Raw genomic sequence first — 13,023 nt, 5'->3', positions numbered from 1 at the left:
TGGAATACATGAGGAGAATTCACGTAATTACACAGAAAGAAGCGGTCAAAGAAGAAAAGCTAATCGGCTGTTCAGCAGTTGTCATTGATGTGTTTTTGGCAACTTCCACGATTGCTTTTCTGTTGGAGCATAATTACGGGCCCATTTATGCAGTAAAAGACAGTGAAAGTGCGTTGTCTCTGGCAGCGGAACAAAAAGGCGATTATCTTCTTCTCGGAGAAACAAAGGGAGAGTTAATCGAGGGATTTCAATATCCGGATCCCTGCATGATCGAACCATGCAGCGCCCATGAGGCAGCTATCATTTGCTCAACCAACGGCACGAGAGCGATTGAGAAAGCAGCAAAAGCGAAAACACTTTTCATTTCATCTCTAGTAAATGGCCATGTGATTGCCGAACAGCTTCACATTCAGCAAGATGGGTCATCGATTGTGTTGATTTGTTCAGGAAATGATGACCGGTTCTCTATGGAGGATTTTGTTGGAGCCGGGCAGATTGTGGAACACTTGACTGCAAAAGGTGATTACGTGCTTTCTGATGCAGCCAAATTAGCAAAGTCATCCTATCAAGCATCTTTAGCCCATGGTTTTATGGAATTGTATGAAAGCGAAACGGCAGAATTGCTGAAAAGATTCAATTTCGCAGATTCCATGGAACTGATTATCCGAAAGCATGAGCAGTTAATAGTCATCCCAGTGGTGGAAGACGGGGAAATTAGAAACGCAGCCGCTAAAATAAATTCCAGAAATGGGTGAAGGGGTTGAATAGAAATGAAGGAGAGCGAGTTCGTCCAGTTAGAGCGTGATGGGCATTTAGCCATTGTGAGATTAACGAACCCGCCAGTAAATGTGCTGACGGATCAAGTTATTTCTGAATTGGGGACAGCAATTGAGGAAATCGCCGAATGGCCGGATATCCGAGTCGTTATTTTATGTGCAGAAGGCGAAAGAGCATTTGCAGCAGGCGCCGATATTGGCCAATTCCCTTCATTAACAGAAGAGACGGGAATCCAGCTTGTCGAAAAGGGAAAACGGGTTTTCGATAAGTTAGCAGACTCCAAGGCTCCGGTTATTTGTGCCATCCAAGGTCTGGCGTTGGGAGCAGGGCTTGAACTCGCGATTGCCTGCGATATCCGCGTAGTTGAAGAAGACGCAAAGCTCGGGCTTCCAGAAACGGGGCTTGGAATCCTGCCGGGATATGCAGGGACGCAGCGCCTGTCCCGTTTAGTCGGCATTGGAAAAGCAAAGGAACTCGTACTGTCAGGTATTTTGTTGTCAGGAAGAGAAGCTTATGAAACAGGGCTTGCAGAACGGATCGTTCCAAAAGGCGAGGCTTACGAAGCCGCGAAACAACTTGCAGAAAAGATAGCAGCGAAAGGACCAGTTGCTGTGCAAAATGCAAAACGGGCAATAAATGAAGGAATTGAACTTTCGCTTGCTGAAGCCCAGGAATTGGAAACGTATTTGTTTTCGAAACTGGTGAGTACAGAAGATATGCAAGAAGGAGTGAAGGCCTTCAAAGAAAAAAGAAAACCTGTCTTTCAAGGGAAATAAAGCGAAGGAGGATCGCCTATGAAAAAGATTGCAGTGGTTGGAGCCGGAATTATGGGCAATGGAATTGCCCAAGTGGCAGCAGAAGGAAATTATCAAGTGGTTTTATATGATTTGAACACAGCAGGGCTCGAGAAAGGCATCAAGCGAATTGAAAAAACATTGTCCCGGAATGTGGAAAAAGGAAAAATCGGACAAGCAGAAGCGGATGCGATTAGAGAAAGGATCCAGCCAACGGGCAAAATAGAAGAACTGAAAGATGTGGATATGGTCATCGAAGCGATTATTGAACAGATTGAACCTAAGAAAGAACTATTTGCTGAGCTTGATAAAATTTGCAAGCCTACTGCTATTTTTGCTTCCAATACGTCAGGGCTAAGCATTACAGAAATGGCAGCAGCTGTAGAACGGAGCGGCCAAGTCATTGGAATGCATTTTTTCAACCCGGTTCCCGTCATGCAATTGGTTGAAATTATCCGCGGTGAACAGACAAGCGATGACACTTTTAAAGTGGCGCACGAAGTAGCTCAGCAATTCAATAAGACCGCGATTTCGGTAAAAGAAGCTCCATTATTTGCGGTCAACCGGATTTTGACGCCCATGATCAATGAAGCCATTTTTGTATTATCGGAAGGCATCGCTTCGGCTGAAGATATCGATAAAGGGATGATGCTTGGAGCGAGCCACCCAATCGGTCCGCTTGCCTTAACGGATCTGATTGGCCTGGATACGATGCTCTTTGTAGCGGAGACGCTTTACAACGAAACAAATGATTCCAAATACCGCCCCGCGCCTTTATTGAAAAAATACGTACGGGCCGGCAAACTGGGAAGGAAATCAGGAGAAGGATTTTTCAAATACGAATGAGCTTTGAAAGGAGAGATAGCTATGAGCGCTGCGAAACAGGAAATCGGGAAAGTACAAGACGCCATCAACTGGGAAATCGTAGAACAGCATTTGCGGAAATCGATTCCGGATTTACCAAATGGAAAATTGAATGTCCGCCAATTTTCGGAAGGGTATTCCAATTTAACGTATCTATTGAATATTGACGATTGGGAAGGCGTTTTGCGCCGGCCACCATTTGGGGAAGTCCCGCCAAAAGCGCATGATATGCAACGTGAATTTCGCATGCTTGAGAAAGTGAATCCGGTATTTCCATTAGCGCCAAAGCCTTATGTATATTGCGAAGACCCGGCAATCATGGACAAGCATTTCTACGTCATGGAAAAAAAACAAGGCGTAGTGATTGATGACGTGCTCCCAGAAAATTACGGAGGATCCGAGCAGGCGGGGCCGAAGATCTCTCAAACGGTTATTCAGACACTTGCACAGCTTCAAGCGATTGACTATCAAAAAGCGGGACTTGCTGATATGGGGAAACCAGAAGGCTTTCTTGAGCGGCAAGTAAAAGGCTGGATTAAACGCTATGACCATTCTAAAACGGAATCCATCCCGCAATTGAGCGAATTGGAACAATGGCTGGCAGCCAATTTGCCAAAGACCCAAGAAACGACAATTGTCCATAATGACTTTAAGTTGAACAATATGGTGCTGGATGCTCAGGATCCAGGAAAAGCGGTTGGCATCCTAGATTGGGAACTTTCTACGATTGGCGATCCAATGAGTGATTTGGGATCGACTGTAGCTTATTGGGGACAGCCCGATGACCCGGATATGGGCATCAATATCGTCACTAGCCAAAAAGGATTTTACACTAGACGCGAATTTGTGGAAGCTTATGCAAAAGCAAGTGGAAGAGACGTATCGAATATTAACTATTACGTAACGTTCGGGTTCTATAAACTGGCAGTCATTCTGCAGCAAATCCACTACCGTTGGAAAATCGGTGAAATTGATGATGACCGTTTTGGTGAATTGAATATTGCCGTACGCAATCTAATTGAAATGGCCAATGAAACACGCAGGAATAATTTGCTGTAAAGCGATAAAAAGGCGGGTGTATGATGACTGAATTGATCACATTCGATTATGTACCTTTCCAAGTAGAAGCAGGCAAAATAAAGGAATTCGCAAAAGCAATCGGCAGCAATAATCCCGTTTACTTCGATGAAGTCCGCGCAAAAGAAAACGGCCATCCGGCAATACCGGCTCCGCCAACTTTTGCGACGGTGATCGATTTTTGGAACACACGGGATTTTTATCAATTGTTTCAGGAAATCGGCTTAAATCCGAATTATGTGCTGCACGGTGAACAGGAGTACGTATATATCCGTCCTATTTACGCAGGCGATACCATTGCTGCACAAGCAATTGTAAAAGAGTGTATACAGAAAAAATCAATGAATTTTTTTAAGCTTGAAACGGTCTATAAGAACCAGCAAGATGAACTCGTATTGATCAATCGTTCGACTTTGATTGAAAGGACGGTTGCGAAAAAATGAAAGAATTGCCGCTGATAAAGAAACCGCCGATCAAACCGATAGATTTAGTTAAATATGCAGGAGCATCAGGCGATTTTAACGAAATACATACGGTTCCAAGTGTAGCTCGTGAAAAAGGATTGAAAGACGCCATTGCCCATGGCATGTTTTTGATGGGATGGGCAGGCGAAGCGATTTCCGAATGGTTTCCGGATAGACAGCTCAGCTTATTCAAAGTCCGGTTTCAAGCAGTCACCTATCCAGGGATTGAACTTTTCATCAATGGATCGTTTGATGGGAGCAAAGGAGAAATCGTGATTAAAGATTCAGATGAAGAAATTAAACTCACGGGGTATTTTGAACTTTAACACGTATTGGGATAACTTAAATTTTTGCAACATTCGATTAATTTTGTTTAGGAGGCATGGGCATGCAAATTTCTGCTTTTCCAAGTTTTGATCTGACAGGCAAGAAAGCCCTCGTTACAGGGGGAAGCAAAGGCATCGGGTTAGCAATAGCTTCAGGGCTTGTGCATTACGGAGCGGAAGTGATGATTACAGGGCGCCATGAAGATGCTTTGATAGAAGCGTCAGAAGAACTGGGGGCATTAGGCGGCAAAGTCAGTTGGAAAGTTTCCGATGTGACTTCCAAAGAAGAGGTTGCAGCCTTATTCAATCACATTGACGAAGAATTTGGCCAGTTGGATATTTTGATCAATAATGCCGGCATGAATATCCGGAAGCTGTTGATTGACGTGGAGGAAGAAGATTGGGACCGGGTGCTTGATACCAACCTGAAAGGGATTTTTCTTGTAGGACAGCAAGCTGCTAAAAGAATGATGGACCAGAAGAAAGGACGCATCATCAATATTTCATCAATCATGGGCAAAGTCGGAAATGCTTTGCAAACGAGCTATGCAGCAAGTAAGGGCGGCATGGATCAATTGACGAAAGTCTGGGCAGCGGAGCTGGCCGAATACAATGTCACGGTTAATGGACTTGCTCCTGCCTATATTAAGACGCCAATGACCGCGCATTTCCTGGAAGATCCGGAACGACTTAGAAAAATTGTTGACCGTACGATGGTGAAGCGAATGGGAGAGGTGGAAGAAATGATCGGACCCACAGTCTTTTTCGCTTCGGATGCTTCCAGCTACGTGACCGGACAGACCTTATATATCGATGGAGGATGGACCGCAAATTAAAAATTGTGAGGTGGCTTCGATGAACTATCAATCTGTTCAAGCGTTGTTGGCAGAGAAAGCGGCAGAGAATCCTGATAAAGAGTTTGTTTTAGTTGAAGACAGGCTCGGGGAAATAGAAACGATGACTTACCGTGAGTTTGGAGAGAATGTGCAGAAGCTGGCAAATGTCCTGTCAGGATACGGCATTCAAAAAGGAGATAAAGTATTGCTTCATCTCCCAAACGGGATGGCATTCATGCTGTCATGGTTTTCGATTCTGTCCATTGGGGCCGTCATGGTGCCAACAAATATTCTTTCGGCAAAAGAAGAAATGAACTATTTGACTGCACATTCTGAAAGTAAATTGATTATCACAGAAAAAGAATATGAAGGGAAGTTTGCTTCATTCGATTTTCCATTGCTGTTTTCAAGGCTTGGGAGCGGCCAAGAAGGGATTTGGATGGAGGAAGAAATCAGGAAATCCAAAACGCTTCAAGAGCTTCCGGTGATTTCACCTGAAGATGAGGCAGCCATCCTTTATACATCCGGAACCACTTCCAAACCGAAAGGCGTGGTTTTGACCCACCGGAATTACTTGCATACAGGAGAGAAAATGTCTTCGCTTTTAGGCTATCAAAAGACCGACCGTCCAATGATCGTCTTGCCAATGTTTCATGGAAACGGGCAATACTATATGGCGATGCCCGCATTATATGCCGGGGCCAGCATTGCCATTACAGAAATTTTCAGCGCCACGAACTATATGAAGCAGGCAAAGCGGCTTGGCGCTACAATCGGGTCATTATTCTCAGCTCCAATAAAAATGATCCTGAAAAAAGACTACGATCCGCAAGACGCGGATAACAAGCTTCGCTTAATCATCTATGCCCAGGCTTTGACAGATGAGCAATATGCTTTGTTTATAGAGCGGTATCAAGTGCCGCTGCGTCAATTATATGGCATGACAGAAACCGTGGCGATTCCTTTAATGCGGCCGCTGAATGATGATTCGGATCATTTAACGATAGGTGAAGAAGTTTGCGATTACCAAGTCATTCTGCGAGATGAACAAGGAAAGGAAGTGGAAATTGGAGAAGAAGGTGAAATTACGGTCTACGGCAAGCCGGGAATAACCATCATGAAAGAATACTTCAAAAATCCGGAAGCAACGGAAGAGGCTATTCAGGATAGCTGGCTGTATACCGGAGATATGGCAAGGAAAGATCCGGCAACCGGCCGTTTCTATTTTGTCGACCGGAAAAAAGACATGATGAAGCGGGCCGGCGAGAATATTGCAGCAGGTGAAGTGGAAGCTGTTTTAAATGAACATGAAGCTGTTTTTGAAAGTGCTGTCATATCGGTTCCGGATCCCGTATATGAAGAAGCAATTCATGCTTTTGTCATTTTGAAAGAAGGGGTGTCTGCAACCGGTGATGAATTGGTTGAATGGTGCCGGGAACGGATGGCGAAATTCAAAGTTCCGCAAGAAGTTCACATTACAGAAGATTTCCCCCGGACGTCTGTAGGGAAGATTCAAAAACACCAAATGAAAAAATGGGTATGAGGAGGAATGAAAATGGTGGAAGTGAAGAGTGCTGAAGAATTAGAAAGAGAGAGAGTCTTAAATGCCCAGAAAAATAATCCACTGGCGAGAGTCGCTGGATTCTTTGCCCGAATTGCGGAAAGATGGCTGCCGGATGCATTTGTATTTGCGATCATATTAACAGCTATTGCTTTTATTGCAGGAGTTATTTTCACGGACTCGAGCCCACTCGATATGATGCGGTATTGGGGAGATGGCATGTGGGGACTATTAACTTTCACTGCCCAAATAATCACCACATTTGTTTTGAGTTATGCATTGGCTTTGACCAAGACAGTTTCCAATACGCTTGAAAAAATTGCAGCTAAATGCAAAACACCGAATTCCGCTATTCTGATGGTGACTTTCACTGCACTAGCTGCTTCTATGATCAGCTGGGCTTTCGGATTGGTCGTTGCAGGGATTATGGCGAAACTGGTTGCGAAAAAAGTTCTTGATGTCGACTACCGAGTGCTGGTCGCTGCAGGCTATTCCGGCTTCTTAATCTGGGAAGGCGGGTTGTCTTCTTCACCAGCCTTATTCGTTGCAACAGCCGGACATATTTTCGAAGGAGACATTGGCGTCGTGCCAATTTCGGAAACTTTGATGTCGGGCGTGAATATTGCAATCGTCCTTATTCTATTTTTCACTTTGCCTTTTGTCATGCGCTTTATCCATCCGAAAAATCCGAAAGACCGCTACATTGTCGATCAAGCTCGTTTGGAAGATAAAATCGTAGTGGAAGAAAAGATAGAAGAAACGAATTATCCAAACGATAAAATCGAAAAGACGCGCCTTATCCCGCTAATCGGCGGATTTTTGGGACTTAGTTATTTGATCAACCATTTCATTACCAATGGCTTCTCATTGGATTTAAATACGGTCAACTTGATTTTCTTAACAGCTGCTCTTCTCTTATTCGCTAACGTACGCGAACTGGCTGAAGGCCTATTGAAATCGGTTAGCAGTGTGGGGCAATTTGTTCTGCAATATCCGTTTTACGCAGGCATCATGGGGATGCTCGGAGCTTCGGGCTTGGCTGTCCTTTTATCAAACTTTTTCATTGATATTTCCAGCGCTGACACGTTGCCGCTATGGACATTCCTTTCTGCTGGCATACTGAACGTTTTCATTCCTTCCGGAGGCGGCCAATGGGCTGTTCAGGCACCGATTGTCATCCCTGCAGCGCTTGAAATGGGAGTGGATCCGGCAAAAGTGGTCATGGCAGTAGCCTGGGGCGATAGCTGGACAAATATGATCCAACCATTCTGGGCAATTCCGCTGTTGGCGATTGCTGGACTGAAGATCCGCGACATCATGGGCTATACAATGATTGCTTTGATTTACGGAGGCTTGGTCATCGGAGCGTGTATGTTGATATTTTAATTTGTAAAGGCGGCGTTATCGAATGAAAGCTATTGTAGTGAACGAATTTGGCCCACCCGAAGTGTTGGCGCTTCAGGAAATTGACAAGCCGCTTATTGCGTCAAATCAGGTGTTGATCCAAGTTCACGCCATCAGTGTGAACTTTGCCGATATAAAAGCGCGCCAAGGCCAGTATCATGGAGTTGAAGCAGGTTCAGCATTTATTCCCGGACTCGATTGTGCGGGAGAAATTATTGAAATAGGGGAAGCGGTAACCCGTTTTCAAGTGGGTCAGCGCGTCATGGCATTCCCAAAGGAAGGATCCTATGCAGAAGACGTAGCAGCGGATGAAGCTCTCACTTTCAATGCGCCAGACGAATTGGAGATGGAAACAGCTGCCGCTGCGCTGACAATTGGGATTACAGCTTATAACGTCATTAAGAAAATGGCCCGTCTCGTGCCGGGAGAGACGATCCTTATTCACGCGGCTGCTGGAGGCATCGGTTCGACTGCGATTCAACTGGCCAAAATTTTTGGTGCGGCCCAAATTATCGGGACAGTTGGCAGTGATGAAAAAATAGCGGCAGCAAAAAGTTTTGGTGCAGATTACGTCATCAATTATTCGACTGAAAATTTTACAGAGCGGGTAGACAGCTTAACGGATGGCAAAGGGGCAGATGTAATATTAGATACGATAGCCGGCCGCAATTTTGAAAAGAGCCTGGAATGCTTAGCGCCATTCGGCAGGATCGTAAGTTTTGGCCACGCCAATGAAGGTTCTGTAGCGGGCATTATCAAAACGACAGACCTCCATTCCAGCTGCCGCTCGGTACTCGGATACAGTACGGGTACTTACCGAAAACAGCGCCCTGAATTTTTACAGGAAGCCGCTGGGGCCATTGTGGAATTATTGCTGCAGGGAAAATTGAACATCCCGATCTCGAAACGTTATCCGTTAGCAGAAGCTGCAAAAGCACATGCCCATATTGAGAGCAGGCAAAGCATTGGGAAAGTGATGCTGTTGCCGTGAAAAACGAGGTAATTAAACGCAAGGAAAAAGACCGTATCCAGCTATTTTTAGCGGATACGGTCTTTTGTTTTTCTAGAGATAAAAACTGTAAACTAAAATGAGAATTTAAGAATCTACATCTGTTTTTTTATACAGAAATAAAATGACTTTTTGTGAATTATATAAATAGTGAAAAAAGCTATACTTGTATAGCTAATATTAATTTTTAATGCATATTCATACAGTCTTGGAAATAAGGGAAAAAAGTTCTCTACTTCAAGATTAATTAAGATAAATCAAGGGTATTGAGGAACAGAGAATGTTGCAACCCGAACAGTTTTCATAAATCATTACATAAATATACGCTATTTTTATTAAAGTATAATGATATTTTACTGTAAAATTAATTCGTTTTCGGGTAAACTAAAGCCTAATCTAAAAAAAGGAAGATGATGAATGAAAAAAAAGAGTTTAACTGTGAAAGTGTTAACTGGATTGGTCTTAGGGGCAATTGTTGGTTTGCTTATCAATTTGTTTGCACCCGGATCATTTGAGACTTTAAATACATACGTATTTGTTCCTGTTGGACAATTATTTTTGAGCTTGATCAATATGCTCGTTGTGCCGCTTGTATTCTTTTCTATTGTACTTGGAACAGCAGGGCTTGGAGATCCAGCAAAGCTTGGCCGGATTGGTTTGAAAACGATTACTTACTTTTTAGTGACGACGACGATCGCTATTGTAATCGGCCTTTCATTGGCAGCGCTGATTGAACCGGGACTTGCTGGCGATTTTGATTTAGAAGGGGCTTCTTTTGAATCTGAAAAAGCTCCTTCAGTAGTCGATACCTTATTGAATATCATTCCATCTAACCCGTTAGCGGCTTTGACAGAAGGCAATATGCTGCAAATCATTGTTTTTGCCGTATTTGTCGGCTTGGCTTTAACCGCGCTAAAAGAAAAAACAGCCGGTTTGCTTAAATTGATGGAGCAAGGCAATGAAGTGATGATGTACCTGGTAGGCGTTGTAATGAAGTTCGCTCCCTATGGCACATTCGCATTGATTGCAACAGCAGTTGGTTCACAAGGATTTTCAGCGATGAAAGCAATGGGGGCTTATATGCTTGTCATACTGGCAGCGTTAGCAATCCATGCGGCCATCACATATGGCGGGACCATCGCCTTTTTGGCTAAGAAAAATCCAATTTGGTTTTTCAAAAAGTTCGCACCTGCTATGACAGTCGCATTCAGTACGTCAAGCAGTACAGCCACTTTGCCGGTTTCGATGGAAGTCGCCCAAAAAGAATTGGGCGTTCCGAAGTCGATCAGTTCATTCGTACAGCCGCTTGGTGCCACCATCAACATGGATGGCACCGCGATTATGCAAGGGGTGGCGACAATGTTCATCGCTCAAGCTTATGGCATTGATTTGACGGCTATTGAACTGGCAACGGTTGTTCTGACGGCGGTTCTTGCAAGTATCGGTACAGCTGGAGTTCCTGGCGTTGGCCTTATTATGCTTGCGATGGTATTGAGCAGCGTGGGTCTTCCTGTAGCGGGAATTGGCTTGGTGATCGGAATTGACCGTTTGTTAGACATGACGAGAACAGCTATCAATATTTCAGGAGATGCGGCATGTGCAGTTTATGTAGCGGAAACTGAAGGCAAAAGAGATCTTAGAAAACAAGAAGCATAAGCATAAGAAATGGCAGCCCACTTTCACTTTATAGTGAAAGCGGGCTGTTTTCAGTTATCTGAACTTTTGATGGTATACTGTCTTTAAAGAATAGAAGCGGAGGCGAAGAGATGTACGATGTTTGGAAAATCCGATACAAATTGCATAATATACGGGTTGAGAAAAACTTAGGCAGCCAAAAGCTTTACGTCGATGGAGTATTGCAGGATGAATTTATTGGATTTGCATTCGGTTCACGGCTGTTCGGAAAGCTAAAAAATGAAGACGGCGAAACGGAAAATATCAAAGTTTCAATCGGCATCCATTGCCTGGAATCGAAATGTTTGATTTTTATCGGTGAGAAATTGGTTTATTCCACAAAAGTGCAATGGGAAGGCTGAAGCGAGAGATGCAGAAATGCATCTTTTTTTATTTGGCTAAATGTAACAACGGCTTATATCCAACTACGTCTCAAGTCCTGTAAAGGAAAAGTCCTGCGCCCGATGCTCCGTTTTTTCTGTGGAGCTAAACTTAAGTTAACTTATTAACCGGTGCTGCAGAAGGCAGCAGTAGAGGAGATGCGGCAATGGACGTCTACATTCTTTTTACAGACACGAAAACATCCTTATCAAAATTGATCAAAACGTATACGCGCCATCCTTACAGTCACGTTTCGTTAGCGTTTAGTTCTGACTTGGCCGAAGTCTATAGTTTTGGACGGAAAAATGCGGAGAATGCTTTTAACGGCGGCTTTGTAAAAGAAGAAATGGGCAATCACTTATTTCAGCGAGCGCAATGCGCGGTATTCAAATGCTCGGTTGATGCTGAGGGGTTTGGAGCGATGAAAAACTTCGTTTCTGCTATGGAACAGGACCGTGACCGTTATAAGTATAATTTAACGGGATTGTTCGGAGTGGTGGTAAAACGCGGGCTTGGATGCGAAAATTCGTTTTTCTGTTCTCAATTTGTAGCGGAAGTGCTGAGGGAAGGAGGCATCAGAATTTCTGCGAAGCCTCCGCGTTTAACGATGCCAAGAGATATATTCTGTTCCCAGTCCTTGGAACTGGTTTACAGCGGACCATTAGCAGACTATCCGCGTTTAAGTTCTCCAAAGATAGATAAAAAAGAAAGTCAGTTATGGATGGAGGCGCTTTGATATGAAGAAAGTATTGATATTTCCCTTACTGAACAGTATGCCTTCGGGCCATCATCAAGTAGCAGAAGCGATGAGTGAATTCATCGGAGGCCATTCAGCGGAAGTTGAATGCAAAAAGATTGATTTGTTGAGTGAATGGAATGCAAAAATCGAATCGGCAACAGTTAAGGCGTATTTGAATTGGATCCGGAGAGCGCCTAACTCTTATGCATGGATTTATCGGCAATTTGCATACAGATCGCCAAAAGAAAAGAGCCATAGAACGTATGAATGGCTTTTTATGAAAAAAGTCAGCGAAATTTTAGAAAGGGAAAAACCTGACTTGATCATTTGTACGCATGGATTTCCTTCGCTGTTCATCAATAAGCTGAAGAAACAAGGGAAATGCAAAGTCCCTTGCCTGAATGTGTATACGGATTTTTTCGTGAATGATGTATGGGGAAGAGCGTGCATCGATTATCATTTTGCACCAAACCAAGCGATTAAAGGAACGTTATGCCATAGCGATGGAATTCCCGAAAGCCGCGTTTTTGTAACAGGCATACCGGTGAGTGAAAAGTTCAGCAATCAAAAAGATCATCGTTCCAAAAAACAATTAACTGTTTTAGTTTCAGGAGGAAGCACTGGACTAAGCGAAGTCTTGGACCAACTGGATGAAGAAATCAGTGCCGAAAAATGGAGCTTTCAAGTTCTTTGCGGAACCAACAAAAAACTCCAGCAGAAAATCATCGGTTTAAACCATCCGGCCATCCATGCGATTCCTTACATTTCTTCAAAGGAGATAATGAATAGGCTGTACAACGAAGCTGATGCTATTGTGACAAAACCGGGAGGAGTCACTATCAGCGAAGCGCTAAGAAAAGAATTGCCGATTTTCATTCCAGCGGCTCTTCCAGGGCAGGAAGAAATCAATCTGGCTTATTTACTGGAGGAAAAACTGGTGTTTGCGGTTCCTGAAGGGCGCCGGCTAATGGATTTTGTAAATGAGACCTTGGCGGATGAAGAAATCATTGAACGATTTCGAACACGCGTCAAAGCTTATAAAAGTTCTTTGAACCTGAAGAACTCGGATGAGATTTACCCGGAAATCGAAAAGATTTTAGTGGGCAATTAAGCGACT

At 43.8% G+C, this 13,023-nt stretch carries 14 protein-coding genes; all 14 read left to right on the top strand.

Translation table 11 applies throughout. The features are described 5' to 3' along the window. The first annotated feature begins 8 nt into the window (after nucleotides 1-8). The 14 genes from NFU07_RS06580 (at nucleotide 9) to NFU07_RS06515 (ending at nucleotide 13,017) form a co-directional block, all read left to right on the top strand. On the top strand, nucleotides 9-755 hold the full coding sequence (locus tag NFU07_RS06580) for a 2-phosphosulfolactate phosphatase (RefSeq protein WP_251476015.1): 747 nt from the start codon (nucleotides 9-11) through the stop codon (nucleotides 753-755). Between the two features lie 15 nt (nucleotides 756-770). After that, nucleotides 771-1,553, top strand: a complete 783-nt coding sequence (locus NFU07_RS06575; protein ID WP_251476013.1) for an enoyl-CoA hydratase/isomerase family protein — start codon at nucleotides 771-773, stop codon at nucleotides 1,551-1,553. A gap of 18 nt (nucleotides 1,554-1,571) precedes the next feature. Further along, nucleotides 1,572-2,417: a 3-hydroxybutyryl-CoA dehydrogenase gene (locus NFU07_RS06570; RefSeq protein WP_251476012.1), complete on the top strand. Its 846-nt coding sequence runs from the start codon at nucleotides 1,572-1,574 to the stop codon at nucleotides 2,415-2,417. A gap of 21 nt (nucleotides 2,418-2,438) precedes the next feature. Then, nucleotides 2,439-3,494: a phosphotransferase family protein gene (locus tag NFU07_RS06565; protein WP_251476011.1), complete on the top strand. Its 1,056-nt coding sequence runs from the start codon at nucleotides 2,439-2,441 to the stop codon at nucleotides 3,492-3,494. A gap of 23 nt (nucleotides 3,495-3,517) precedes the next feature. After that, a complete protein-coding gene (locus NFU07_RS06560; protein ID WP_251476010.1) occupies nucleotides 3,518-3,955 on the top strand; it encodes an FAS1-like dehydratase domain-containing protein in 438 nt (145 codons plus the stop codon). Next, nucleotides 3,952-4,302 (top strand): MaoC/PaaZ C-terminal domain-containing protein, encoded by a 351-nt coding sequence (locus tag NFU07_RS06555; protein WP_251476008.1) that lies wholly within the window; start codon nucleotides 3,952-3,954, stop codon nucleotides 4,300-4,302. The genes NFU07_RS06560 and NFU07_RS06555 overlap by 4 nt, the downstream gene beginning before the upstream one ends. Nucleotides 4,303-4,364: 62 nt before the next feature. After that, the gene (locus NFU07_RS06550) at nucleotides 4,365-5,138 is read left to right on the top strand and encodes an SDR family NAD(P)-dependent oxidoreductase (protein WP_251476006.1); all 774 of its coding nucleotides are present in this window, start codon (nucleotides 4,365-4,367) and stop codon (nucleotides 5,136-5,138) included. Between the two features lie 19 nt (nucleotides 5,139-5,157). Beyond that, nucleotides 5,158-6,681: a class I adenylate-forming enzyme family protein gene (locus NFU07_RS06545; RefSeq protein ID WP_251476004.1), complete on the top strand. Its 1,524-nt coding sequence runs from the start codon at nucleotides 5,158-5,160 to the stop codon at nucleotides 6,679-6,681. Between the two features lie 12 nt (nucleotides 6,682-6,693). Further along, nucleotides 6,694-8,085 carry a short-chain fatty acid transporter gene (locus tag NFU07_RS06540; RefSeq protein ID WP_251476002.1) on the top strand — a complete coding sequence of 464 codons (1,392 nt, stop codon included), beginning with the start codon at nucleotides 6,694-6,696 and terminating at the stop codon, nucleotides 8,083-8,085. Nucleotides 8,086-8,107: 22 nt separating this feature from the next. Continuing rightward, entirely contained in the window at nucleotides 8,108-9,094 is a 987-nt protein-coding gene (locus NFU07_RS06535; RefSeq protein WP_251476000.1) for a quinone oxidoreductase family protein, read from the top strand. Nucleotides 9,095-9,529: 435 nt separating this feature from the next. Beyond that, nucleotides 9,530-10,768, top strand: a complete 1,239-nt coding sequence (locus tag NFU07_RS06530) for a dicarboxylate/amino acid:cation symporter (RefSeq protein ID WP_251475992.1) — start codon at nucleotides 9,530-9,532, stop codon at nucleotides 10,766-10,768. A 110-nt stretch (nucleotides 10,769-10,878) separates the two neighbouring features. Then, nucleotides 10,879-11,148: a hypothetical protein gene (locus NFU07_RS06525; protein ID WP_251475990.1), complete on the top strand. Its 270-nt coding sequence runs from the start codon at nucleotides 10,879-10,881 to the stop codon at nucleotides 11,146-11,148. Nucleotides 11,149-11,333: 185 nt separating this feature from the next. Next, nucleotides 11,334-11,903 (top strand): hypothetical protein, encoded by a 570-nt coding sequence (locus tag NFU07_RS06520; RefSeq protein WP_251475988.1) that lies wholly within the window; start codon nucleotides 11,334-11,336, stop codon nucleotides 11,901-11,903. Nucleotide 11,904: 1 nt separating this feature from the next. Next, nucleotides 11,905-13,017 carry an MGDG synthase family glycosyltransferase gene (locus NFU07_RS06515; RefSeq protein WP_251475986.1) on the top strand — a complete coding sequence of 371 codons (1,113 nt, stop codon included), beginning with the start codon at nucleotides 11,905-11,907 and terminating at the stop codon, nucleotides 13,015-13,017. Nucleotides 13,018-13,023 lie beyond the last annotated feature (6 nt).

The organism is Planococcus sp. NCCP-2050, from assembly GCF_023708025.1.
In the GTDB taxonomy this organism is placed as follows: Bacteria; Bacillota; Bacilli; order Bacillales_A; family Planococcaceae; genus Planococcus.
Note: the sequence above shows the minus strand (reverse complement) of the source record. Positions and strands in the feature narration are given on the sequence as shown.

Excerpts from the sequence above, each read along its gene's own strand:
- NFU07_RS06580 (WP_251476015.1), top strand. The coding sequence starts at position 9 with ATGAGGAGAATTCACGTAATTACACAGAAAGAAGCGGTCAAAGAAGAA.
- NFU07_RS06575 (WP_251476013.1), top strand. The coding sequence starts at position 771 with ATGAAGGAGAGCGAGTTCGTCCAGTTAGAGCGTGATGGGCATTTAGCC.
- NFU07_RS06570 (WP_251476012.1), top strand. The coding sequence starts at position 1,572 with ATGAAAAAGATTGCAGTGGTTGGAGCCGGAATTATGGGCAATGGAATT.
- NFU07_RS06565 (WP_251476011.1), top strand. The coding sequence starts at position 2,439 with ATGAGCGCTGCGAAACAGGAAATCGGGAAAGTACAAGACGCCATCAAC.
- NFU07_RS06560 (WP_251476010.1), top strand. The coding sequence starts at position 3,518 with ATGACTGAATTGATCACATTCGATTATGTACCTTTCCAAGTAGAAGCA.
- NFU07_RS06555 (WP_251476008.1), top strand. The coding sequence starts at position 3,952 with ATGAAAGAATTGCCGCTGATAAAGAAACCGCCGATCAAACCGATAGAT.
- NFU07_RS06550 (WP_251476006.1), top strand. The coding sequence starts at position 4,365 with ATGCAAATTTCTGCTTTTCCAAGTTTTGATCTGACAGGCAAGAAAGCC.
- NFU07_RS06545 (WP_251476004.1), top strand. The coding sequence starts at position 5,158 with ATGAACTATCAATCTGTTCAAGCGTTGTTGGCAGAGAAAGCGGCAGAG.
- NFU07_RS06540 (WP_251476002.1), top strand. The coding sequence starts at position 6,694 with ATGGTGGAAGTGAAGAGTGCTGAAGAATTAGAAAGAGAGAGAGTCTTA.
- NFU07_RS06535 (WP_251476000.1), top strand. The coding sequence starts at position 8,108 with ATGAAAGCTATTGTAGTGAACGAATTTGGCCCACCCGAAGTGTTGGCG.
- NFU07_RS06530 (WP_251475992.1), top strand. The coding sequence starts at position 9,530 with ATGAAAAAAAAGAGTTTAACTGTGAAAGTGTTAACTGGATTGGTCTTA.
- NFU07_RS06525 (WP_251475990.1), top strand. The coding sequence starts at position 10,879 with ATGTACGATGTTTGGAAAATCCGATACAAATTGCATAATATACGGGTT.
- NFU07_RS06520 (WP_251475988.1), top strand. The coding sequence starts at position 11,334 with ATGGACGTCTACATTCTTTTTACAGACACGAAAACATCCTTATCAAAA.
- NFU07_RS06515 (WP_251475986.1), top strand. The coding sequence starts at position 11,905 with ATGAAGAAAGTATTGATATTTCCCTTACTGAACAGTATGCCTTCGGGC.